The following is a 21,961-nucleotide window of genomic DNA, read 5'->3' as shown; positions in this document are numbered from 1 at the left end:
AATCCGTATGCTGAACATGCCGCTTGCGCTGGCGTAGCTCGCCGCCGATGGGGGGGCAGCCAAGCTGTTGCATGCGGTCATTTGTTACTGATTAAGAGTATTGCGCTGCGCGTTCGAGGCATCGTAGCTGCGCGAAGTGGTCGATTGGAAAGAGAACATCAGCGTTTCCGCCAGGCATGGTCGAAAACTGCGTTGTGGAACGTCCACTTGACGAAGGCGATATAGTGAAGGAGTGAGCAAACACAAACGCCCCCACTCGATCACGCCCGTTCTGCCATATCCCGGCCTCAACGCGATGGCGCCGTTAGCAGAGCGCATGCGCCCGCGCACGCTGGACGAGATGGTGGGGCAAAAACGCCTGTTGACACCCGACAGTGCGCTGCGTCGCGCGGTGGAATCCGGTCGCGTGCATTCGATGATCCTGTGGGGTCCGCCCGGGTGCGGCAAGACCACGCTCGCTTTGCTGCTGGCGCACTACGCGGATGCCGAATTCAAGGCGATTTCCGCAGTGTTGTCGGGGCTGCCCGATGTGCGCCAGGTGCTGGCCGAGGCCGCGCAGCGGTTCGCCAGCGGCCGGCGCACGGTATTGTTCGTCGATGAGGTGCATCGCTTCAACAAGGCGCAGCAGGATGCCTTCCTGCCGCATATCGAGCGCGGCACCATCCTGTTCGTCGGCGCGACCACCGAGAACCCTTCGTTCGAATTGAACTCCGCGTTGCTGTCGCGCTGCCGCGTGCACGTGCTGGAATCGGTGTGGCCGCAGGAGATCGTCGAAGCATTGCAGCGCGCCTTGCACGATCCGCAGCGCGGATTGGGGCAGGAGCGCATCCAGGTCTCGGACGCGTCCTTGCTGGAGATTGCCAGCGCCGCCGACGGCGATGTGCGCCGCGCCTTGACGCTGCTGGAGATTGCCGCCGAGCTTGCCGCAGGCGAGGGTGGCGAGATCACGCCGCAAACGCTGTTGCAGGTACTGGCCGACCGCACCCGCCGTTTCGACAAGAACGGCGAGCAGTTTTACGACCAGATCTCGGCTTTGCACAAATCGGTGCGCAGCTCCAACCCGGATGCGGCACTGTACTGGCTCACGCGCATGCTCGACGGCGGCTGCGACCCGGCCTATCTGGCGCGGCGGCTGACTCGCATGGCGATCGAGGATATCGGCCTGGCCGATCCGCGCGCGCAGAGCATGGCGCTGGAAGCCTGGGACATCTACGAGCGTCTGGGTAGTCCGGAAGGCGAGCTGGCTTTTGCGCAATTGGTGCTGTACCTGGCCAGCACGGCCAAGTCCAATGCCGGCTATGCCGCCTTCAACCAGGCCAAGGCCGACATGCGCGCCACCGGTACCCAGGAAGTTCCTCTGCACTTGCGCAACGCGCCGACCAAGCTGATGAAGACGCTCGGCTATGGGCAGGACTATCAATACGACCATGACGCCGAAGGCGGCATCGCGCTGGACCAGACCGGCTTTCCGGACGCAATGGGCGAGCAGGTCTACTACCACCCGGTGCCGCGCGGGCTGGAGATCAAGCTCAAGGAAAAGCTCGACCGCCTGCGCGCGGCGCGTGCACAAGCGCGAGCTGACAAGGCCGGCAAGCCCCCGGCATAATCACTGCTGCAGGAGATGGCATTCCTCCTTGAACCGCACGCGTTCTGCGCGCTGATGATGCCTGCCCACCCTCGCCGGGGCGGCAGGTCCGTGCCCGGCATCGTTTTTTGACTGAGGATTGATGATGCCGCTCACGCACGCGACTTCTTCTTCGATGACACTGCCGGCCAACGAGTGCGGGGGGGGCTTATGAATGCCCCGGTGTGGTGGCAGCAATTGTTGCTGGCGATGACCGGCGGTGCGCTCGGCTCCGGTTTGCGCTTTGCGATCGGCGCATCGCTGCTGCAGCGCTTCGGCGCCGGGTTTCCGTGGGGAACCTTGACCGTGAACCTGGCCGGCTCGTTCGTCGCTGGCGTGCTGCTGGTATGGCTGGAGGCGCGCGGCCCGTCGAGCTGGCCGCTGCGGGCGCTGCTGATCGTCGGCGTGATCGGCGGGCTGACCACGTTCTCGTCGTTGATGATGGAATGCCTGGTCTTTGCGCGCAGCGATCGCACCACGATGATCGGCGTCTATCTGGCGGTGACGCTGGTGGCCGGGCTGGCCTTGGTGTTTGCTGGTGCGCGCGTCGGGCAATGGCTGGTTGCGCGCTAAGCTGCGGCCTGTGGTGTCGTTGCAACGGTAGCGCGAGGCGGGCTGTTCGTCAGCGCACTGCAGAACGAGCGAAGGCGTGCTCGTGCACGCCTTCGTCGATTACCTGATCGGGTAAGACGGCTGATCTGACACGGCGTGGCTTACAGCGCCTCGATGATGCCCGCCGCGCCCATGCCGGTACCGATGCACATGGTGACCATGCCGTACTTCTGCTGGCGGCGGCGCAGGCCGTGCACCAGGGTGGCGGCACGGATCGCGCCGGTGGCGCCCAGCGGGTGGCCCAGTGCAATCGCGCCGCCCAGCGGATTGACCTTGGACGGATCCAGCTCGCTATCGCGGATCACCGCCAACGCCTGTGCGGCGAAAGCTTCGTTGAGCTCGATCCAGTCGAGCTGGTCCTTGGTCAGCCCGGCCTGCTTGAGCGCCTTGGGAATCGCGGCGATCGGGCCGATACCCATCACTTCCGGGCGCACACCCGCGACCGAGAAGCTGACGAAGCGCGCAAGCGGGGTGAGGCCGTAATCCTTGATCGCCTGCTCGGAGGCCAGCAGCACGGCACCGGCGCCATCGCTCATCTGCGAGGAGTTGCCGGCGGTGACGCTGCCGCCGAACTGCCCGTTGCGGAACACCGGGCGCAGCTTGGCCAGGCCTTCCAGCGAGCTGTCCGGGCGCGGGCCTTCGTCGGTATCGACCAGGCGCTGGCGCAGGGCGATGACATTGCCGGCCAGGTCAGGCTGGTGCGAATGGATCTCATATGGGGTGATCTCGTCGCGGAACTCGCCGGCGGCGATCGCGGCGATGGCCTTCTGGTGCGAGGCCAGCGCAAACGCATCCTGGTCCTCGCGCGACACCTTCCACTCTTCGGCCACCTTCTCGGCGGTGATGCCCATGCCATAGGCAATGGCCACGTGGTCGTCGGCGAAGACGCTCGGTGACATCGCGACCTTGTTGCCCATCATCGGCACCATCGACATCGACTCGGTACCGCCGGCCAGCATCAGGTCGGCATTGCCCAGGCGGATCTGGTCGGCCGCCATCGCGATGGCCTGGATGCCGGACGAACAGAACCGGTTGATGGTCTGACCGGCCACGGTATTGGGCAGGCCGGCCAGCAGCACGCCGATACGCGCCACGTTCATCCCTTGCTCGCCCTCGGGCATGGCGCAACCTATGATGGCGTCGTCAATGCGCGACAGATCGATCCCCGGCGCCTGCGCCACCACTGCACGCAGCACGTGCGCCAGCATATCGTCGGGACGGGTATTGCGGAACACGCCCTTGGGCGCCTTGCCGACCGGGGTACGGGTGGCGGCGACGATGTAGGCTTCTTGAATCTGCTTGCTCATTTGGCTATCTCCGATAGCCGGGAATCGAGAATCGGGAATCGGGAATCGCAAGTGCGGATTCGCCTGAGTTCGCCATCTTCATTACCCGGCAGATAATTGGGAGAAGCGGGGAGTCGGTTGGGGGTTTACCCATTCCCGATTCCCCACTCCCGATTCTCAGTTCCTCAACGGCTTGCCGGTCTTCAACATGTGCCCAATCCGCGCCTGGGTTTTTTCCTGCTGGGCCAGTTCGACGAAGTGTTTGCGCTCCAGCTTGAGTAGCCATTCTTCGTCCACCAGCGCGCCGCGATCGACTTCGCCGCCGCAGACCACCGTGGCGATGCGGGTGGCGATCTCGTAGTCGTATTCGCTGATGAAGCGGCCTTCCAGCATGTTGACCAGCAACATCTTGAAGGTGGCGATACCCACATCGCCGGCCACCTGGATGCGGCGTGCCGGCAGCGGGGCGCGGTAGCCACCTTCAGCAAGCGCACGCGCTTCGGCCTTGGCGATGTGCAGTGCCTCATAGCTGTTGAAGACGATCTTGTCGGTGGCGCGCAGCAGGCCCAGCTCCTGCGCATTGACCGCTGAGTTGGAGACCTTGGCCATTGCCACGGTTTCGAAGGTCTTCTTCAGCTCGGCGAACACATCGCCGCCTGGACCCGCCGCCACCGAGGCGCGCACCGCAAGCTCTTTCAGGCCGCCACCGGCCGGCAGCAGGCCGACGCCGGCTTCCACCAGGCCGATATAGCTCTCCAGTGAGGCCACGGTCTTGGCACTGTGCATCTGGAATTCGCAACCGCCGCCCAGTGCCAAGCCGCGCACCGCCGAAATCACCGGCACCTGCGAATACTTGATGCGTTGGCTGGTGGCCTGGAAATTGGCGACCAGGGCTTCGAACGCGTCCACCTTGCCGGCCTGCAGCAGGCCCAGCGCGCCAGCCAGATCGGCACCGGCGGAGAAGGGTTCCTTCTGCTGCCAGATCACCAGGCCGGCAAAATCCTTCTCCGCGCGGCCCACCACTTCCTGAAGGCCATTGAGCACGTGGTCGGAGACGGTGTTCATCTTGGTCTTGAAGCTGACCACGGCGACATCGTCGCCGTCGTGCCACATGCGCACGCCGTCGTTTTCGAACACGGTCTCGCCTGGCGAGAACTTCTCGCCCAGCAGCGGGTCCGGGAAACGCTGGCGCTTGTACACCGGCAACGCGGAGCGCGGTAGCTTGGCGTCGCGTGCCGGACTGTACGAGCCTTCCGCGCCATGCACGCCATCGCGACCATCGAATACCCAGTTCGGCAACGGCGCGCTGCTCATGCTCTTGCCGTTGGAGATATCTTCGGCAATCCACTGCGCCACCTGCTTCCAGCCGGCGGCCTGCCAGGTTTCGAACGGGCCGAGCGACCAGCCGTAGCCCCAGCGGATGGCCAGGTCCACATCGCGCGCGGTTTCGGCGATATCGGCCAGGTGATAGGCGCTGTAGTGGAACAGGTCGCGGAAGGTGGCCCACAGGAACTGCGCCTGCGGGTGCTGGCTTTCACGCAGCTTGGCGAACTTTTCGGCCGGGTTCTTGATCTTGAGGATCTCGACCACTTCCGGCGCAGCGGCCCGGTCAGCCGGACGGTAGTCCTGCTTCTGCAGATCGAGCACCACGATGTCCTTGCCGACCTTGCGGAAGATACCGGCGCCAACCTTCTGACCCAGCGCACCCTTGGCAATCAGCGCGTCCAGCCATTTCGGCGATGTGAAGTACTGGTGCCACGGGTCGTCCGGCAGGGTGTCGCCCATGGTCTTGATGACGTGCGCCATGGTGTCCAGGCCAACCACGTCCGAGGTGCGGTAGGTCGCCGACTTCGGGCGGCCGACCAAGGGGCCGGTCAGGCCATCCACTTCGTCGAAGCCCAGGCCGAATTCCTGCGTGTGGTGGATGGTGGACAGGATCGAGAACACGCCGATGCGGTTGCCGATGAAGTTCGGGGTGTCCTTCGCATACACCACGCCCTTGCCCAGGGTAGTGACCAGGAACGCTTCCAGCCCTTCCAGCACGGCCTTGTCGGTGCCCTTGGCCGGGATCAGCTCGGCCAGGTGCATGTAGCGCGGCGGGTTGAAGAAGTGGACGCCGCAGAAACGGTGGCGTAGCTGCTCGGGCAGCACGTCGGACAGCTTGTTGATGCCCAAGCCGGAAGTGTTGGAGGCCAGCACCGCCTGCTCGGAGACAAACGGCGCGATCTTCTTGTACAAGTCCTGCTTCCAGTCCATCCGCTCGGCGATCGCTTCGATGATGAGATCGCAGTCGCGCAACTGCTCCAGGCCGCTCTCATAATTGGCCGGGGTGATCGCTTCGGCCAACGCCTTGCTGGCGAGCGGGGCAGGGCTGAGCTTGCCGAGGTTGGCAATGGCCTTGAGCACGATGCCGTCGGCCGGACCATCCTTGGCGGGCAGGTCGAACAGCACGGTATCGACACCGGCATTGGTGAGGTGGGCGGCGATCTGCGCGCCCATGACGCCGGCACCGAGCACGGCGGCGCGACGAACTAGCAACGGATTGGACATGGCAATAGCCTCTTGGTGGAACGTTTACGGTGTGGAATGAGCGCGGAAACCGGGTTCCGCGAAACGGATGAGTTCGCGCGCCGCGCGGGCGCGGTGGTCGGCCTCGCTGACGCCGGCCGGGCGCTTGATGAGGCCGAAGTCGGCCATCGCATAGGTGAGCGCACCGGCCAGGAAGTCCAGGCGCCAGTACAGTTCCTCCTTGCTCAGCCCCGGCACGCAGGCGGCGATGGCCTTGCCGAATTCACGCAGCACGTGCCCGTAGTGGTCGGACAGGAACTTGCGCAGGTTGTCGTTCTTTTCGGCGTAGGCGCGCGCGATCACGCGCACGAAGGCGCCGCCGTTCTGGCGGTCCTGCGCCATCGCCAGCGCAGGCTCTACGAACGCCGCCAGGACCGCGGTGAGTTCGCCGGGCTGTGACTTCTTCGCCGCTTCCAGCTGCTGCAGTCGTGCGCTGGTCATCTCGTCCATGCGCCGGCGGAACACCTCGTTGACCAGGTTTTCCTTGGAGCCGAAGTGGTAGTTGACCGCAGCGATGTTGACGTCGGCCTGGGTGGTGAGCTGGCGCAACGAGGTACCGGCGAATCCATGCTGGGCAAACAGCTCCTCGGCCGCGCCGAGAATGCGGTCCTTGGTGGAGAAGTGGGCTGGCTTGGGCATGCGTCGGGTCAGGCTCAATCAAACGATTGTTTGAGTCTAGGGCCAGCAGTGCGCCCGGTCATGCGGCGCTGCAGCACGATTCAGGGGGCGGTATGCAAACAAATAGCCAACGAGATAGAATTGACCATCGCAAAGAAGCCTAAGCCCGCGTTTTGACGCGGGTTTTTTTCATGATAACCTCGGGCCTTCAGTGGCCCGCCCAACGGAGAATTCCCATGGCGCTGGAGCGCACCCTGTCCATCATCAAGCCCGACGCCGTCGCCAAGAACGTCATCGGCGAAATCTACAGCCGCTTCGAAAAGGCCGGCATGAAGGTCGTGGCCGCCAAGTACAAGCAGCTGTCGCGCCGTGAAGCCGAAGGCTTTTACGCCGTGCACCGCGAGCGTCCGTTCTTCAACGCGCTGGTCGAGTTCATGATCTCCGGCCCCGTGATGATCCAGGTGCTGGAAGGCGAGAACGCCGTTGCCGCGCACCGCGACCTGCTGGGTGCCACCAACCCGAAGGACGCTGCGCCGGGTACCATCCGCGCCGACTTCGCCGATTCGATCGATGCCAATGCCGCCCACGGCTCGGACTCGGTCGAGAACGCTGCCAATGAGGTGGCGTATTTCTTTGCCGCTACCGAAGTGGTCTCGCGCTGAGGCCGAGAGAGTCGAATCGTGAATGAGGTCGTGATCCCCTCCGTGCTGCAGGACGCTCCCGTCCCCGCAGCACCGGTGCGCAAGCAGAACCTGCTCGACCTCGATCGCGAGGGACTGGAGCGCTTCTTCGCCGACACGCTCGGCGAAGCGCGCTACCGTGCCCACCAGGTGATGAAGTGGATCCACCACCGCTACGTCGCCGATTTCGACCAGATGACCGACCTCGGCAAGGCATTGCGTGCGAAGCTGCACCAGCATGCCGAGGTGCTGGTCCCGAACGTCGTGTTCGACAAGCCCTCCACCGACGGTACCCACAAGTGGCTGCTGGCCATGGGCACCGACGGCAAGAATGCGATCGAGACGGTCTACATCCCCGACAAGGGCCGCGGCACGCTATGCGTGTCCTCCCAGGTTGGTTGCGGCCTGAACTGCACGTTCTGTTCGACCGCCACCCAGGGCTTCAACCGCAACCTGACCACTGCCGAGATCATCGGGCAGGTGTGGGTGGCGGCGCGCCATCTGGGCAACGTGCCGCACGGCAGTGCTGCCAAAGGCTGGCGCCGCCTCACCAACGTGGTGATGATGGGCATGGGCGAGCCGCTGATGAATTTCGACAACGTCGTGCGCGCGATGAGCGTGATGCGCGACGATCTGGGCTACGGCTTGGCCAGCAAGCGGGTGACGCTGTCCACTTCTGGCCTGGTACCGATGATCGACCGGTTGTCCACCGAAAGCGATGTCTCGCTGGCGGTGTCGCTGCATGCGGCCAACGACACCCTGCGCGAGAGCCTGGTGCCGCTGAACAAGAAGTACCCGATCGCGGAGTTGATGGAGTCCTGCGCCCGCTACCTGCGCGGCAGCAAGAAGCGCGATTCGGTGACCTTCGAATACACCTTGATGAAAGGCATCAACGACCAGCCGGAACATGCGCGGCAGCTGGCCCGGTTGATGCGTCAGTTCGACAATGCGGTGCAATCCAAGGATGCCGGCAAGGTCAACCTGATTCCGTTCAACCCGTTCCCCGGCACGCGCTATGAGCGCTCCGGCGAGACGGAGATTCGCGCATTCCAGAAGATCCTGCTCGACGCACAGGTGCTGACGATGGTGCGCCGTACCCGCGGCGACGACATCGACGCAGCCTGCGGGCAGCTCAAGGGCCAGGTCATGGACCGCACCCGTCGCCAGGCGGAGTTCCGCCGCACATTGGAAGGGCAGGCCGATCGAGATGCGGCAGCGTGAATTCGCGTTAATGGCGGCCGTGGCGATCGCGTTGTGCGCGGTTGGCTGCGGTTGGCGCAATCCCAAGGCCGGTGTGGCCGAAAGCGTTGAAGAAGTGGCGCCGGTGTATTCGTTCCGCGATGGCAAGGCCACCAAGAGCCGCCTCGCGGTGCAGGAGAAGCTGGGCCTTGCCAACAATCGGCTGCAGACCGGCGATTACGCTGGCGCCGAGGAACAGGTTCGGGCCGCGTTGAAGAAAGATCCGCAGTCGGTGGATGCCCTTGGCATGCTGGCCCTGATCCAGGGGGGCAGGGGCGATATGGCCGGCGCTGGCGCTTCCTACCGTCGCGCTGCCGAACTGGCTCCCCAGCGCGGTGACATTCTCAACAACTACGGCGCCTGGTTGTGTGCCAACGGCTCACCTGGCGAGTCGCTTGCCTGGTTCGATCGTGCCTTGGCCGACAGAGCGTACGCCTCGCCAGCGTCGGCACTGGGAAATGCCGGCGGTTGCGCACTAAAGGCAGGTCAATCCGAACGTGCGCTGGGCGATCTGCGCAAGGCATTGGACATCGATCCGAACAACCCCTACGCGCTCGAGTCGATGGCGCGGCTGGAAACGGGTCGGCGCAACTTTTTCGAGGCACGCGCGTTTGTCGAACGGAGGCTTGCGGCTGCACCGGCAACGGCATCCGTGTTACAACTCGCCATTCAGATTGAGCAAGGGCTGGGCGACAAGGTAGCTGCCAGCCGTTACCAACAGCGGTTGGTCAAGGAATTTCCTGACGCAGCGACCGCTCACCCCGGGGCCAATGCATTGTGATCAGTGATTCCAATCCGAACCCTTTCGAGCAGGAAAAGGGCTGCGGACAGCATCTGCGCGAGGCGCGCGAAGCGTCAGGTCTGAGCCTGGACGAGGTGGCCGGCAAGTTGCGCATGCCGGCGCATGTGGTGCGTTCGCTGGAGCAGGAAGACTGGCAGCGTCTGGGCGCGCCGGTCTTCGTGCGTGGTCAGTTACGCAGCTATGCGCGTCTGCTGCGGGTCGATCTGGAGCCGTTGTTGCAGCAGGCCACCATTGCCCCGGTCGAACCGGTCAAGCTGGTCAGCCATACCCATACGCCACGCGCGCGTCGCATTGTCGAAAGCACGGCGCGCAAGGCGATGTATGTCGTCATTACCGGCGTGTTTGCGGTGCCGGTCTGGTATGCGACCCGCTCGCACCTGGATGGCAAGGCGCCGAGCACCGTGTCGCTGGACAGCATGCCGGTGGCCGCCAACACCCGGGGCACGGCCTCCGCAGCACAGCCGGCCACTGTGCCGCGCGAGCGGGCTGCGCCCTACATCGCCTCGATGACGCCCGTGCCAAGCGCCACCCCGGCAGCCGAGCAGGCGCCAAGCGCAGCACAGGCTGGCAGCCTTTCGCTGAGTTTCAGTGGCGATAGTTGGGTGCAGATCCTGGCGCCGGATGGCAGTGCGGTCGAGAAAGCATTGATCCATGCCGGCGAGCGCCGCAACTATGCGCCGGGCCAGGTGGGCCGCATCGTGCTGGGCAACGCCTCGGCGGTAGAGGTTCAGCAAGGCGGCAGTATCGTCGATGTGAAACCGTTCCAGCGCGCGAACGTGGCACGTTTTGCGGTATCCTCCGATGGCTCCGTGGTGCCTGCTTCCGAGTGAAGCGGACTGCGGTTTTTCATTTTTCCCTTTTGATGTTCCGCGCCTCCGGGATGACGGAGCGAGAGTACGCATGGCGATCGACGATCTGCTGGACGAACACGAACAAGGCGAACGGGTTCGGTCCTGGTTGAGAAAGAATGGTGCGGGCCTGGTGGGCGGCGTCCTGCTCGGCCTGGCACTGATCCTGGGTTGGCAGTGGTGGCAGAAGCGTGCCAACACCGAACTGGTGGAGGCCAATGCCCGTTACGAGGCAGTGGTGAAGTCGATCCAGGCCAAGAACCTGGACAAGGCCGCCAAGGACATCGTGGCGCTGGACGACGGCAAGGGCGGCATCTATGCCGAGCTGGCGGCGCTGCGTCTGGCCAAGGCCCAGGTGGATGCCGGCAAGAATGCCGAAGCGATCAAGACCTTGCGCGATGTGCCGGCCGAAGGCGCGCTCAAGCAGGTCGTGCAGCAGCGCCTGGCGCGCGTGCTGATCGAAAGTGGCAAGCCGGACGAAGCGATCAAGCTGCTGGCCGATGCGCAGGACCATGCCAGCCTGGAGATTCGCGGCGATGCGCTGGTTGCGCAGGGCAAGCCCACAGATGCGCGTGCCCTGTATACCCGGGCATTGACCACGGTGGACGTGGCCTCGCCGCAGCGCCGGCTGTTGGAAACCAAGCTGATGGATGTGGGCGGCAAGGTGCCCGATCCGGCGGAGCAGATTTGATGAAGCAGGTCGATATGTACAAGCGCGTGGCGTTGCTTGCCCTGATGGGCGTGTCGTTGGCTGGCTGCAGCACCGTCAAGGGCTGGTTCGCGGGCAAGGATGCGGCGGCCAAGAAGGCGCAGGAACCGGCGGAATTGGTGGATTTCGAGTCATCGGTCAAGGTCGACAAGCTGTGGTCCACTGGCGTGGGCAAGGGCGAAGGGCACATCGGCGTGCGTCAGCGACCGGCCGTGGCCGACGGCAAGGTGTATGCCGCAGCGATCACCGGCGGCGTGCAGGCGCTGGACCTGCAGACCGGCAAGCGCGTATGGGAATACAAGCCCAAGAAGGAAGAGCGTAACGACCGCAAGTTCAAGCAGCGCCTGTCCGGTGGTCCCGGGGTGGGCGAGGGGCTGGTGGTGATCGGTAGCCTGTCTGGCGATGTGATTGCCCTGAATCAGGCCGACGGCACTGAAAAGTGGCGCGGCAAGGTGCCCAATGAGGTGATCGCCGCACCGGCGATCGCGCAGAATCTGGTGCTGGTGCGCAGCAACGACGGCCGCGTGACTGCATTCGATGCCGCCACCGGCGAACGTCGCTGGTTCCATGCCGAGGAAGGCCCCACCCTGTCGGTGCGCGGCAATGCGCCGATCGTCATCGGCCCGGGCGTGGTATTCGTCGGCAACGATAGCGGCACCTTGAGCGCGCTGGCCCTGCAGGATGGCCGCCCGTTGTGGGAGCAGGCCATTGGCGTGCCGGAAGGTCGCACCGAGCTGGAGCGCATGGCCGACGTGGATGGTGCGCCGGTGCTCGATGGCACCACGCTGTATGCCACCAGCTTCAAGAACGAAACCCTGGCGCTGGAAGGCCCGAGCGGCCGTCCGCTGTGGACGCGCGATCATGGCGGCGCCGGTGGTGTTGGTGTGTCGTCGGCCGTGGTGGTGGTCTCCGACAACGCCGGCTCGGTATGGGGCCTGGACAAGACCACCGGTGCGGCGATGTGGTCGCAGGCGGCCTTGGCGCGCCGCTCGCTCACCGGTGTGGCCATCCAGGGCGACTATGCCGTGGTCGGTGACTACAAGGGCTATCTGCACTGGCTGAAGCTCAGCGATGGCGCACTGGCCGCGCGCGCTCGCGCTGGACGCGACACGCTGCTGGCGCAGCCACAGGTCGTTGATGGCATTCTGCTGGTACAAAATACCGACGGCGATCTCAGCGCCTTCCGGTTGGCACAATAAGGACCTTGCGATGCTGCCCCTGGTCGCCCTGGTTGGACGGCCCAATGTCGGCAAGTCCACCATCTTCAATGCGCTGACGCGCACCCGCGACGCGTTGGTCCACGACCAGCCCGGCGTCACCCGCGACCGCAATTACGGTGTCTGCCGCCTCGACGAGCAGCAACCGTTCATCGTCGTCGATACCGGCGGTATCGCCGGCGAGGAAGAAGGCCTGGCCGGTGCCACCGCGCGTCAGGCGCGTGCCGCCGCCGGCGAAGCGGATCTGGTGTTGTTCGTGGTCGATGGCCGCGAAGGTGCGTCCTCCCTCGACGACGAGATCCTGGCCTGGCTGCGCAAGCTGGCCCGCCCGACCGTGCTGGTCATCAACAAGATCGACGGCACCGACGAAGAGACCGTGCGCTCGGAGTTTGCGCGCTACGGCTTCTCCGACGTGGTGGCGCTGTCTGCCGCGCATCGGCAGGGCATCGACGAGCTGCTCGAAGAAGTCGGTGCACGGCTGCCGGAGGAAGGCTCCGGCGAGTTGCTGGACAACGACCCGGCGCGCGTGCGCATCGCCTTCGTGGGTCGGCCGAACGTGGGCAAGTCCACCTTGGTCAACCGGTTGCTGGGCGAGGAGCGCATGATCGCCTCCGATGTACCGGGTACCACCCGCGATTCGATCGCGGTGGACCTGGAGCGCGACAATCGCCAATACCGCCTGATCGATACCGCCGGCCTGCGCCGTCGCGGCAAGGTGGAAGAGGCGGTGGAGAAGTTCAGCGCGTTCAAGACGTTGCAGGCGATCGAGCAATGCCAGGTGGCAGTGCTGATGCTCGATGCCACCGAAGGCGTGACCGATCAGGACGCGACCATTCTTGGCGCGATCCTGGATGCCGGCCGTGCGCTGGTAGTGGCGATCAACAAGTGGGACGGGCAAAGCGACTACCAGCGGGCGCAGGCCGAAGACCTGCTCTCGCGCAAGCTGGGCTTCGTGAACTGGGCCGAGGCGGTGCGGATCTCCGCGTTGCATGGTTCGGGCATGCGCGAACTGTTCCAGGCGATTCACCGCGCACACGCCTCGGCAACGCACGAGTTCAGCACCAGCGAAGTGAACCAGGCGCTGGAAATCGCCTACGAGACCAATCCGCCGCCGAGCATCCGCGGCCACGTCTCCAAGCTGCGCTACGTGCATCCGGGCGGTGCGAACCCACCAACCTTCATCGTGCATGGCACGCGGCTGAAGGTGTTGCCGGAGTCGTACAAGCGCTATCTGGAAAACTTTTTCCGCAAGCGTTTCAAGCTGGTCGGCACGCCGGTGCGTTTCATTTTCCGCGAAGGTGCCAATCCGTACGAAGGCAAGAAGAACCCGCTGACCGACCGCCAGGTGGCGCGCAAGCGGCGCCTGATGCGGCACGTCAAGGGCAAGTAAGTCCGCCACCACGCCGCGCATGCGTGGCGTGGTGGCGACGACGCAAGCGGCCGCGCACGGGCTGCTGCGTGTTGCAGCACTGTCTTCTGAAGTGGCACTGCGCACCGGCCTTTCGCAGGGCGCTGGTATCCTTCGCGGCATGAACGAGTATCCCAGCCGTATTGCCTACGCGCAGGCGCTGCAGATCCTGCATGCCGTGGCGGGCGCCCATCGTCCACCGGACGAAACCATTCCCAACGCACGCGCCGATGGGCGTATCAGCGCCGGCGATCTGATTGCGCCGCTGGCGCTGCCTCCGTTCGCCAATAGTGCGATGGACGGCTTTGCGCTGCGGCATGCCGATCTGGTGGACGCGCAAACCCGCCTGCAGCTGGTCGGCGAACAGTTTGCCGGCCAACGTTGGGACGGCACGCTGGGTCCGGGGCAATGCCTGCGCATCACCACCGGCGCGCCGCTGCCGGCCGGTGCCGACACCGTGGTGCCCAAGGAAGACACCGAAGAGCGCGATGGGATCGTGGTCATCCTCGCTGCGCCAGGCGCGGGTGCCTCCGTGCGCCTGGCTGGCAGCGATGTGCGTGCCGGCGACCTGGTGATCCAGGCCGGGCAGGTACTGACCCCGGCGCGCATCGGGCTGGCGGCAGCGCTTGGCGTCTCGCGGTTGGCGGTGGCGCCGCGGCCCACCATTGCGGTGCTGGCCACCGGCGACGAACTGGTGGAGCCGGGCATACCGCTGGGCCCCGGGCAGATCTACAACAGCAACCGCGACATGCTGATGGCGCAGCTGCGGGCGCTGGGCTATGCGCCTACCGCCTGGCCCACCCTGCCGGACGATCCGCAACGCATCCGCAGCATGCTGGAAGATGCGGCGGCGGCCTTCGATGTGGTCATCACCTGTGGCGGCGTCTCTGCCGGCGAAAAGGATTATCTGCCGCGGTTGATCGGGGAACTGGGCCGGATCCACTTCTGGCGCGTGCGCATGCGCCCGGGGATGCCGGCGGTGCTGGGGCAGATCGGGCGTTGCCTGGTGTTGGGATTGCCAGGCAATCCGGTGTCGGTACTGGCGACGCTGATCGCCTACGGCGTGCCGCTGCTGGATGGCCTGCAGGGTCGCAGCGAGCCGCGAGCGCTGTGGCATGCCGCGCTGGCCAGCCCCTGGGAGAAGCGCCACGAGCGGCGGGAATTCCTGCGCGGGCGGCTGGAATGCGGCGCGGATGGGCGCTTGAGCGCGTTGCCGCATCGCGGCGATGCCTCGCACCTGCTGCGCGGTGCCGCCGACAGCAATGCGTTGATCGTGCTGCCGGAGCAGGCGCGTCGTTTCGAGGCCGGTGAAATCGTGCGGGTGATTCCCTATGCCCTGTGAGCGTGTGCAAGGCGGCCATGTGCCCGCTGCAGTGGGTCAACGACGATGCCGGGTGACGTGCTGACCTGCGCTGGCGCACCGCGGCGGCGCCATGGCCGGGTTCAATCGATCGCGCTACCGCAAAATGCCGCGTAATCCGGGTAGCCGGCAAAGCGTGCGTCGGGCGCGCAGACCGGGCAGTGCGGATCCGGCCGCAGGCGGATCTCGCGAAAGCGCATCGCCAGTGCATCGAAGCTGAGCAGGCGCCCGGCCAGGCTGTCGCCAATGCCGAGCAGCAACTTCACCGCTTCGGTCGCCTGCAGCAGGCCGATCACCCCAGGCAGGACGCCAAGCACGCCGGCCTCGGCGCAATTGGGTGCGAACTCGGGCGGTGGCGGCTCGGGGAACAGGCAGCGGTAGCAGGGCGCTTGCCCACGCTGGCGGCCGGCGTCGAACACGCTGAGCTGGCCTTCGAACTGTTGCACCGCCCCGTACACCAGCGGCTTGCCGAGGCGGACGCAGGCGTCGTTGAGCAGATAGCGGGCGGGGAAGTTGTCGGCGCCGTCGACCACCACATCCACGTCCTGCAGCAACCGTTCCACAGTGTCGCTGGTGACGCGGCAGCGCACCGGCTCGACCTGCACGCGCGGGTTGAGCGCGCCCAGCCGCTGCGCGGCCGACGCGACCTTGGCGCTGCCAACGCTGTCTTCGGTGTGCAGGATCTGGCGCTGCAGGTTGCTGCGGTCCACCACGTCGTCGTCGGCGATCCGCAAGTGACCCACACCGGCGGCGGCCAGATAGAACGCGGCCGGCGAGCCGAGGCCGCCGGCGCCGATCAGCAGCACGCGTGCGCGCGCCAGGCGCTGCTGGCCGTCGAGGCCGACGTGCGGCAGCCGGAGATGCCGCGAATAACGCTCCAGGAAGTCCTGCTCGTCCGGCGGCAGGCTGGGCCGCACCGTGGGCAGCCCGTCGCGCACCCATGCGGCGGTGCCGCCCAGCACGGATTGCACCCGCGCATAGCCATACGCACGCAGCTGGGCGGCGGTGCGCGCGGAACGCTGGCCGCTCTGGCAGATCAGGAGGACCTCGCGCCCGGTATCGGGCAGGTGCTGGGCGGGGAACTGTTCCAGTTCGGCCTGTGCGATGGCCAGCGCGCCTTCTGCCTGGCCGCCGACGCGCTCGTGCGGGTGGCGGATGTCGATCAGCAACGCGCCGTGCAAGGCGCGGGCGCGGGCGTCGGCGGGAACGAGATCGTGGTTGCTCATGCGGCTATTGTCGCGCAAAGCCCGTACAGGGGCGCGACCGGCCAGTGCAGGCGGTATGCCATCACCGCGGCGTTGCCTGCGGTGCAAGCGCGGGGCAGGTATTCGAGCAGCGTCCGGCGTCGTGGCGGAGTCGCAAGCGGCTACTGCGACCGGTGCGATACCTGCTGCGCGGACGGCCGGGTATTCTAGTCGGGTCATTCATCGAACCCGGCTATCGCCTTGCTCACGATCAGCTATGCCGAGGCGCTTGCGTGCCTGCAACAGCAGGTAATGCCGCTTGCGAGCGAATCGGTGGACAGCGCCGATGCGCAAGGCCGTGTGCTGGCGCAGGATTTGTTGAGCCCGGACGCGTTGCCGCCCTTCGACAACAGTGCGATGGATGGGGTGGCGCTGGCCACGGCAGGGCAGGGCGCTGCGGCGGGCAGCGAGCATTGCATCGCTGCGACCCTGGCTGCAGGCGAGGATCCTGCGCATGCAGCCGGCGACGCTTGGGAGATCATGACCGGAGCCGGTTTGCCGGCAGGCGCCGATGCGGTGGTTCCGATCGAGCAGATCGATGTGCTGGCGGCGCAGCAGGACGGGCGTCCCGGGCGGATCCGCCTGCGGGCGGACGTGCGTGTCGGCCAGCATATCCGTCGGCGTGGCGAGGACGTGGCCGTCAACGATCGGGTGATCGCGGCCGGCACCGTGTTGCGTGGTGCGCATGCACTGCTGCTGGCGGGGCTGGGCTGCGCGCGGGTGGACGTGGTGCGGCAACCCCCGGTGGCCTTGATCGCCACCGGCCGCGAGCTGGTCGGCGACCCCGCCCAGCCGTTGCAGCCGGGGCAGATCCGCGACGGCACCAGTGCCTATCTGCTCAGCCAGCTGCGTGCGGCCGGTGCGCGTCCGGTCTGGCAGGGGCGGGTGGGCGATGAGGTGGCAGCATTCGATCTGGCCCTGGCACAGGCGCGTGCATCTGGCGCGCAACTGATCCTCAGCACTGGCGCGGTGTCGCGCGGGCGCTACGATTTCATTCCCGATGCGCTGGCCCGGCATGGCGCGCAGCTGCTGTTCCACAAGGTGGCGGTGCGGCCGGGCAAGCCGGTGCTGCTGGCGCGCCTGCCCGACGGCGTGCTGTACGTCGGCCTGCCGGGCAACCCGATGGCGAGCGCTGCGGGGCTGCGATTCTTCGTCGAGCCGGCCTTGCGTGGGCTGCTCGGCCTGCCGCCGGAGCATGGCCTGCCGGTGGTCTTGCGCACGCCGCTGCAGGCACGCCCCATCTGGCGACAACACCTGCGCGCACGCCTGTTGTGCGATGGCGCGGGTGTGTTGTCGGTGCAGGTGCTGCCACAGCAGGAATCGTTCCGCGTGGTGCCCTTGTTGCAGGCCAACGCCTGGGCGGTGCTGGAACCGCAGCCGGAAGGTGCTGCCCCCAGCACGCGGGTGCAGGTCTACGGCGTGGGGCATCTGCAGCCAGCCGCGCCAGCGTTCGAACCATGAGACCTCCGCCGCCGGCGCCTGGCTGGACCGGCCTGGTGTTGGCGGGCGGGCGCTCATCGCGGATGGGACGCGACAAGGCCCTGCTGCCCTGGCGCGGGCGGCCATTGCTTGCGCACATGCAGGCACTACTACACAGCGCAGGCGCGCAGGAGGTGCTGGTCAGTGGCGATCGTCCTGGACATCCCGGTATCGTCGATACACAGCCGGACCTGGGACCGCTCGGTGGCCTGGCGAGCGTGATCGCGCAGCTGAGCGATGCGACCACGCTGGTGGTGGTACCGGTGGATATGCCGCTGTTGTCGATGCCGCTGCTGGAGCGGTTGCTGGCTGCCGCGCCGCAGCGCTGCGTCACCTTCGACGCGCAGATGCTGCCGATGCGGCTGTGCATCGATGCGGGCGTGCGCGAGTCCTTGGCGGCGCTGATGGCAGGGGGGGCTTCAGGCCGCTCGCTGCGCGCCTTGCAACAATTGCTGCAGTGTCATCGCGTGGCTGTCACCGCCAGCGAACGCGCCGCGTTCGTCAATTGCAATACGCCCGAGCAGTGGAGCCAGCTCATCCATGAAAATCCAGATTGAAGGCCAGCAGGTGCGGTTCCGTATCGACGAGGACGAACTGGCGAGGCTGCTGGCCGGGCAGAGCGTGGATAATCTGAGCCGGCTGCCCAGCGGGCAGGGGGCGCGCCTGGTACGCCACAGTGTGAGCCTGACCGGTGGTCACGCGGCCTGTAATTGCGCCACCGACCACTGGCAGTTGCTGGTGCCGCGCGACGCGCTGGAAGAGCATGTGCGTCGCTTGCCGAGCCGCGAGGGATTGCATTTCAGCTTCGACGCGGGCGCCGGGCATGCGGAGCACATGGCGCTGCAGGTGACCTTCGACATCGATGTGCGCGACAGTGCGCGCAAGCGACTGCCGAAGGAGTGACGTGTTGGAGCAAGTATGTCGCTGCCCTGCACGCTGCCTGCCATTGACGCTTGCATGCCAGCTGCAGACTGCTTTCTGCTGCGTCCTGAAAGGCGCGCAGTGCTCCGCAGCCGTGGTCACCTGAGCGATTACGCAGCAGGCCGCTTGCGCCGCTCCTGGTAGATGCCCGGCACGCGTTCGCAGACCAGCCCCTGTGCCCGCAACGCGGATTCTATCGGCGCGGCAGCAACGTCGTCGTAGCCGGTGCCGCTGCGCAGCGCGACCACGTGCAGCCCGTCGCCGGCCAGTTGCAGCAGCAGGGCCAGCTGCGCTTCGGCAGCGTGCGGCATGCTGCGACGGGAGGCGTCGCGGCGCGCCAGTTCGAGCACTGCATCGGGAATGTCGTCGCCGGCCACCAGCACGTCGGCCAGGTTCATCGCACGCAGCGCCTTCAAGGTGAGCAGGCCTGGATCGCCTGGTCCGGTACCCACCAGCTGCACGCTGCCGCGCGCCGGCACCGTGCCGGCGTCGTCCAACGCCGCAGTGAATGCGGCTTCGGCCGCTGCCTCGTCGCCGGACTGCAGCAGCAGAGGCACCTGGCCGTCGATGACGCGATCGAACCAGCGCCGGCGCCGGTTCATGTCCGGGAACTGGCTGCGGATGCGCTCGCGATGCTGCGCAAACAGGCCGGCGAAGCGGCCGACTGATGCATCCAGCTCGCGCTCCAGCCGCTCGCGCAGGCGCCGTGCCAGCATCGGGGCGGCGCCTGCGGACGAAATGGCGATCACCAGCGGGTCGCGGTCCACGATCGCCGGCACCTGATAGGTGGATAACTCGGCATCGTCCACCACGTTGACCAGGCGCTGGCGTGCGCCTGCGGCGGCGGCCACGCGTTGGTTCAAGTCGGTGTCGTCGGTGGCCGCAACCACCAGCCATACCGTATCGATCCAGGCAGGATCGAATGCGCCCCCCAGTTGCTCGAAGCGACCGGCCTGCATCAGCTCCGCAAGCTCGGGCGAGAGCGCATGCGCGTACAGGCGGATCTGCGCACCGGCCTTGAGCAGCGCCAGCACCTTGCGCGTGGCGACCTCGCCGCCACCGATCACCAGCACGGCGCGCCCCTGCAGATTGGCGAACAACGGAAACAACGGCATCGGCTCACTCCCGGAAAGATGACTCGCACCAACGGCATGTTGCATGGCACCATCGGAGTACGTCCACACGCCTCGCTGCCGCCAATGCGTGTTTTGCTGGTCAACGATACCGAAAAGCCGATCGGCCAATTGCGCCAGGCACTCACCCGCGCCGGCTACACGGTGCTCGATGACGTGGCTTCGGTCGGTGCCTTGCTGCATGCGGTGCAAAGCCAGCAGCCGGATGTGGTGGTGATCGACGTGGATTCGCCCTCGCGCGACACCCTGGAGCAGTTGTCGATGCTGCACACGCATGCGCCGCGACCGGTGGTGATGTTTTCCGGCGATGGCGACGATGCACTGATCCATGCCGCGGTCGGTGCGGGTGTTACCGCGTATGTGGTCGATGGCCTGGCGCCGGCGCGGTTGGCGCCGATCGTGCAGGTGGCGCTGGCGCGGTTTGCGCACGAAAGCAGCATGCGCAAGCGCCTGGACGACGTGCAGCAAGCCTTGCAGGACCGCAAGCAGATCGACCGCGCCAAGGGTCTGCTGATGGAAAAACGCGGCCTCAGCGAGGCCGATGCCTATGCCGCGCTGCGCCAGCAGGCAATGAAGCAGGGCGTCAAGCTGGCCGAAGTGGCGCGTCGCATCGTGGCGATGGCCGAATTGCTGGGATGAACCGATGAGTCGAGCCGACCTTCCCGTACTGCGCGTGGCCTATATGCCGCTGATCGATTGCGCGCCGCTGGTGGCTGCGCAGCGGCTGGGGCTGGACCATGCGCATGGCCTGCACCTGGATCTGCAACGGCAGGCCTCGTGGGCGGGCGTGCGCGATCGACTGCTGGCGGGCGAGGTGGAGGCCGCCCACGCGCTGGCCAGCCTGGTGTACGCCATCGACCTGGGCATTGCCGGGCCGCAATGCGCGATGGCCTTGCTGATGACGCTCAACCACAACGGTCAGGCGATCACCCTGGCGCCTGCCTTGGCGCAGGCGCTGGCCGACGGCCAGGCGTTGCCGCAGGCACTGGCCGGCCTGGGGCGACGCGCGGTCTTTGCGCAGACCTTTCCCACCGGTACGCATGCGTTGTGGCTGTATTACTGGCTGGCCGCCGGCGGGGTGGACCCGATGCGTGCTGTCGATGTGCTCAGCATCCCGCCGCCGCAGATGCCCGACGCGCTGGGCAGCGGGCTGGTGGATGGCTATTGCTCCGGCGAGCCGTGGGCGGCCGTGGCACAGGCGCAAGGCGTGGGGACACGGGTCATCCGCAGCGGTGAGCTGTGGCCCGGCCATCCGGAAAAGGTGCTGGCGTGCCGGCGCGAATTTGCCGCCCTGCAGCCAGAGCTGACGCAGCAGCTGACGGCCTGCGTGCTGGAGGCCTGCCGCTGGCTGGATACCGGGCCAGACCACCGCGCACAGTGTGCGCAGTGGCTGGCCGAACCGCAGCATATCGGGGTGTCGGCAGCGCATCTTGCTGCGTGCCTGGATGCCGACGCCGATGCACCGCATGTCGATGCGACGTCGCTGGCCTTTCATCGCGACGGTGCGGTGAACATGCCGTGGCTGTCCGATGGCGAATGGTTCCTGAGCCAGTTCCAGCGGTGGGGGTGGCATGCCATCCAGCACGACGATATTGCGCGGTTACGCGATATCCATCGCCTGGACAACTACCGTCGTGCTGCGGCGCGCGTGGGTGTGGCAGTGCCGGACAGCGATCACCGCAGCAATCGGTTGTTCAACACGCTTTGAGGCGGCTGGTTGCGCCTTCTCGCAGTATTCAAGCCGAAAAACGCGTCTGGCGCTTGTTGGTTGAATTGTGCATTACGTGCTTCAGCATTGATCTGAGACGTGGCTGCAAGGCCCTTGCCCGCCCACCATCGCGGGACACGCCGCAAGTACGTCCATGTAGGCTCTTATGCGGCATCCATGCCGCATAAGGTCCCGCGACGGTGAGCGGGCAAGGACCGGTCGAGATGGTCGGTGTGCATGGGGCGAGCGATCCAGTGGCTGCTCCGGCTTGGTGCCGCGCACTGACCGGCACGCGGCGACACTTCGAAAACCCACCGCACAGGTTTGGTGCATCACTGCACGAAAGCCGGGAACGAGGCACTGGCACCAGCACCGCTGCATCCCGTAATGGGCAGACGTCTCACAATCAAATCAACCATTTTTCAACGACTTGTCTGGTCATGATGCCCGGGTGAACAAGTTGGCACGGTGATTGCGTAGCACTGACGTGCAGGTGCAACGGCGT

At 66.2% G+C, this 21,961-nt stretch carries 20 protein-coding genes and 1 riboswitch; of the genes, 15 read left to right on the top strand and 5 right to left on the bottom strand.

What is annotated here, in order from left to right; genetic code table 11:
* Positions 1–232: 232 nt before the first annotated feature.
* On the top strand, positions 233–1,606 hold the full coding sequence (locus tag ACCQ13_RS11820) for a replication-associated recombination protein A (RefSeq protein ID WP_104603684.1): 1,374 nt from the start codon (positions 233–235) through the stop codon (positions 1,604–1,606).
* 2 nt (positions 1,607–1,608) lie between these two features.
* Positions 1,609–1,677, top strand: a riboswitch (Fluoride riboswitch).
* 118 nt (positions 1,678–1,795) lie between these two features.
* The gene (gene crcB, locus ACCQ13_RS11815) at positions 1,796–2,197 is read left to right on the top strand and encodes a fluoride efflux transporter CrcB (protein ID WP_104603683.1); all 402 of its coding nucleotides are present in this window, start codon (positions 1,796–1,798) and stop codon (positions 2,195–2,197) included.
* Positions 2,198–2,337: 140 nt separating this feature from the next.
* On the opposite strand, the gene ACCQ13_RS11810 is transcribed toward crcB, so the two are convergent.
* From ACCQ13_RS11810 to ACCQ13_RS11800, 3 genes are all read right to left on the bottom strand, one after another.
* A complete protein-coding gene (locus ACCQ13_RS11810) occupies positions 2,338–3,543 on the bottom strand; it encodes an acetyl-CoA C-acyltransferase (protein ID WP_104603682.1) in 1,206 nt (401 codons plus the stop codon).
* A gap of 156 nt (positions 3,544–3,699) precedes the next feature.
* On the bottom strand, positions 3,700–6,072 hold the full coding sequence (locus ACCQ13_RS11805) for a 3-hydroxyacyl-CoA dehydrogenase/enoyl-CoA hydratase family protein (protein WP_159407223.1): 2,373 nt from the start codon (positions 6,070–6,072) through the stop codon (positions 3,700–3,702).
* 24 nt (positions 6,073–6,096) lie between these two features.
* Positions 6,097–6,729: a TetR/AcrR family transcriptional regulator gene (locus ACCQ13_RS11800; RefSeq protein ID WP_104603680.1), complete on the bottom strand. Its 633-nt coding sequence runs from the start codon at positions 6,727–6,729 to the stop codon at positions 6,097–6,099.
* A 215-nt stretch (positions 6,730–6,944) separates the two neighbouring features.
* Here ACCQ13_RS11800 and ndk point away from each other — a divergent pair, with 215 nt between their 5' ends.
* From ndk to ACCQ13_RS11760, 8 genes are all read left to right on the top strand, one after another.
* Positions 6,945–7,370, top strand: coding sequence for a nucleoside-diphosphate kinase (gene ndk, locus ACCQ13_RS11795; protein ID WP_159407222.1), 426 nt, complete (start codon positions 6,945–6,947; stop codon positions 7,368–7,370).
* An 18-nt stretch (positions 7,371–7,388) separates the two neighbouring features.
* Positions 7,389–8,609: a dual-specificity RNA methyltransferase RlmN gene (rlmN, locus tag ACCQ13_RS11790; protein ID WP_104603679.1), complete on the top strand. Its 1,221-nt coding sequence runs from the start codon at positions 7,389–7,391 to the stop codon at positions 8,607–8,609.
* 10 nt (positions 8,610–8,619) lie between these two features.
* A complete protein-coding gene (pilW, locus tag ACCQ13_RS11785) occupies positions 8,620–9,408 on the top strand; it encodes a type IV pilus biogenesis/stability protein PilW (RefSeq protein WP_104603678.1) in 789 nt (262 codons plus the stop codon).
* The gene (locus ACCQ13_RS11780; RefSeq protein ID WP_104603677.1) at positions 9,405–10,259 is read left to right on the top strand and encodes a RodZ domain-containing protein; all 855 of its coding nucleotides are present in this window, start codon (positions 9,405–9,407) and stop codon (positions 10,257–10,259) included. The genes pilW and ACCQ13_RS11780 overlap by 4 nt, the downstream gene beginning before the upstream one ends.
* 70 nt (positions 10,260–10,329) lie before the next feature.
* Positions 10,330–10,968, top strand: coding sequence for a YfgM family protein (locus ACCQ13_RS11775; RefSeq protein WP_104603676.1), 639 nt, complete (start codon positions 10,330–10,332; stop codon positions 10,966–10,968).
* Positions 10,968–12,185 (top strand): outer membrane protein assembly factor BamB, encoded by a 1,218-nt coding sequence (gene bamB, locus ACCQ13_RS11770; RefSeq protein ID WP_167526908.1) that lies wholly within the window; start codon positions 10,968–10,970, stop codon positions 12,183–12,185. The genes ACCQ13_RS11775 and bamB overlap by 1 nt, the downstream gene beginning before the upstream one ends.
* A gap of 10 nt (positions 12,186–12,195) precedes the next feature.
* The gene (gene der, locus ACCQ13_RS11765; RefSeq protein WP_159407221.1) at positions 12,196–13,593 is read left to right on the top strand and encodes a ribosome biogenesis GTPase Der; all 1,398 of its coding nucleotides are present in this window, start codon (positions 12,196–12,198) and stop codon (positions 13,591–13,593) included.
* Positions 13,594–13,732: 139 nt separating this feature from the next.
* Entirely contained in the window at positions 13,733–14,953 is a 1,221-nt protein-coding gene (locus ACCQ13_RS11760; RefSeq protein ID WP_104603736.1) for a molybdopterin molybdotransferase MoeA, read from the top strand.
* Between the two features lie 101 nt (positions 14,954–15,054).
* Here ACCQ13_RS11760 and moeB read toward each other — a convergent pair whose 3' ends face one another.
* Positions 15,055–16,197: a molybdopterin-synthase adenylyltransferase MoeB gene (moeB, locus tag ACCQ13_RS11755; protein ID WP_104603673.1), complete on the bottom strand. Its 1,143-nt coding sequence runs from the start codon at positions 16,195–16,197 to the stop codon at positions 15,055–15,057.
* Between the two features lie 270 nt (positions 16,198–16,467).
* Between moeB and ACCQ13_RS11750 the strand changes: the two genes are divergently transcribed.
* From ACCQ13_RS11750 to ACCQ13_RS11740, 3 genes are read left to right on the top strand one after another with little or no spacing between them, the layout of a single operon-like run.
* Positions 16,468–17,676, top strand: coding sequence for a molybdopterin molybdotransferase MoeA (locus tag ACCQ13_RS11750; protein ID WP_159407985.1), 1,209 nt, complete (start codon positions 16,468–16,470; stop codon positions 17,674–17,676).
* A complete protein-coding gene (gene mobA / locus ACCQ13_RS11745) occupies positions 17,673–18,251 on the top strand; it encodes a molybdenum cofactor guanylyltransferase (protein ID WP_159407220.1) in 579 nt (192 codons plus the stop codon). The genes ACCQ13_RS11750 and mobA overlap by 4 nt, the downstream gene beginning before the upstream one ends.
* Positions 18,235–18,597, top strand: coding sequence for a hypothetical protein (locus tag ACCQ13_RS11740; RefSeq protein ID WP_104603671.1), 363 nt, complete (start codon positions 18,235–18,237; stop codon positions 18,595–18,597). Before mobA ends, ACCQ13_RS11740 begins: the two co-directional genes overlap by 17 nt.
* Before the next feature lie 128 nt (positions 18,598–18,725).
* On the opposite strand, the gene ACCQ13_RS11735 is transcribed toward ACCQ13_RS11740, so the two are convergent.
* Positions 18,726–19,730 carry an NAD(P)-dependent oxidoreductase gene (locus ACCQ13_RS11735; RefSeq protein ID WP_104603670.1) on the bottom strand — a complete coding sequence of 335 codons (1,005 nt, stop codon included), beginning with the start codon at positions 19,728–19,730 and terminating at the stop codon, positions 18,726–18,728.
* A gap of 84 nt (positions 19,731–19,814) precedes the next feature.
* On the opposite strand from ACCQ13_RS11735, the gene ACCQ13_RS11730 reads away from it, so the two are divergent.
* Positions 19,815–20,387: an ANTAR domain-containing response regulator gene (locus ACCQ13_RS11730; RefSeq protein WP_064510879.1), complete on the top strand. Its 573-nt coding sequence runs from the start codon at positions 19,815–19,817 to the stop codon at positions 20,385–20,387.
* A gap of 4 nt (positions 20,388–20,391) precedes the next feature.
* Entirely contained in the window at positions 20,392–21,456 is a 1,065-nt protein-coding gene (locus ACCQ13_RS11725; RefSeq protein ID WP_104603669.1) for a CmpA/NrtA family ABC transporter substrate-binding protein, read from the top strand.
* The last annotated feature ends 505 nt before the right edge of the window (positions 21,457–21,961 follow it).

It is taken from the genome of Xanthomonas sp. NCPPB 1638 (genome assembly GCF_041475635.2).
Taxonomy (GTDB): domain Bacteria; phylum Pseudomonadota; class Gammaproteobacteria; order Xanthomonadales; family Xanthomonadaceae; genus Xanthomonas; species Xanthomonas cucurbitae.
This window is presented reverse-complemented; position numbering and strand designations above follow the sequence as displayed.

Coding starts and splice junctions, on each gene's coding strand:
- crcB (WP_104603683.1), top strand. CDS start 1,796: ATGAATGCCCCGGTGTGGTGGCAGCAATTGTTGCTGGCGATGACCGGC.
- ACCQ13_RS11810 (WP_104603682.1), bottom strand. CDS start 3,543: ATGAGCAAGCAGATTCAAGAAGCCTACATCGTCGCCGCCACCCGTACC.
- ACCQ13_RS11805 (WP_159407223.1), bottom strand. CDS start 6,072: ATGTCCAATCCGTTGCTAGTTCGTCGCGCCGCCGTGCTCGGTGCCGGC.
- ACCQ13_RS11800 (WP_104603680.1), bottom strand. CDS start 6,729: ATGCCCAAGCCAGCCCACTTCTCCACCAAGGACCGCATTCTCGGCGCG.
- ndk (WP_159407222.1), top strand. CDS start 6,945: ATGGCGCTGGAGCGCACCCTGTCCATCATCAAGCCCGACGCCGTCGCC.
- pilW (WP_104603678.1), top strand. CDS start 8,620: ATGGCGGCCGTGGCGATCGCGTTGTGCGCGGTTGGCTGCGGTTGGCGC.
- ACCQ13_RS11775 (WP_104603676.1), top strand. CDS start 10,330: ATGGCGATCGACGATCTGCTGGACGAACACGAACAAGGCGAACGGGTT.
- bamB (WP_167526908.1), top strand. CDS start 10,968: ATGAAGCAGGTCGATATGTACAAGCGCGTGGCGTTGCTTGCCCTGATG.
- der (WP_159407221.1), top strand. CDS start 12,196: ATGCTGCCCCTGGTCGCCCTGGTTGGACGGCCCAATGTCGGCAAGTCC.
- ACCQ13_RS11760 (WP_104603736.1), top strand. CDS start 13,733: ATGAACGAGTATCCCAGCCGTATTGCCTACGCGCAGGCGCTGCAGATC.
- moeB (WP_104603673.1), bottom strand. CDS start 16,197: ATGAGCAACCACGATCTCGTTCCCGCCGACGCCCGCGCCCGCGCCTTG.
- ACCQ13_RS11750 (WP_159407985.1), top strand. CDS start 16,468: ATGCCGCTTGCGAGCGAATCGGTGGACAGCGCCGATGCGCAAGGCCGT.
- mobA (WP_159407220.1), top strand. CDS start 17,673: ATGAGACCTCCGCCGCCGGCGCCTGGCTGGACCGGCCTGGTGTTGGCG.
- ACCQ13_RS11740 (WP_104603671.1), top strand. CDS start 18,235: ATGAAAATCCAGATTGAAGGCCAGCAGGTGCGGTTCCGTATCGACGAG.
- ACCQ13_RS11735 (WP_104603670.1), bottom strand. CDS start 19,730: ATGCCGTTGTTTCCGTTGTTCGCCAATCTGCAGGGGCGCGCCGTGCTG.
- ACCQ13_RS11730 (WP_064510879.1), top strand. CDS start 19,815: ATGCGTGTTTTGCTGGTCAACGATACCGAAAAGCCGATCGGCCAATTG.
- ACCQ13_RS11725 (WP_104603669.1), top strand. CDS start 20,392: ATGAGTCGAGCCGACCTTCCCGTACTGCGCGTGGCCTATATGCCGCTG.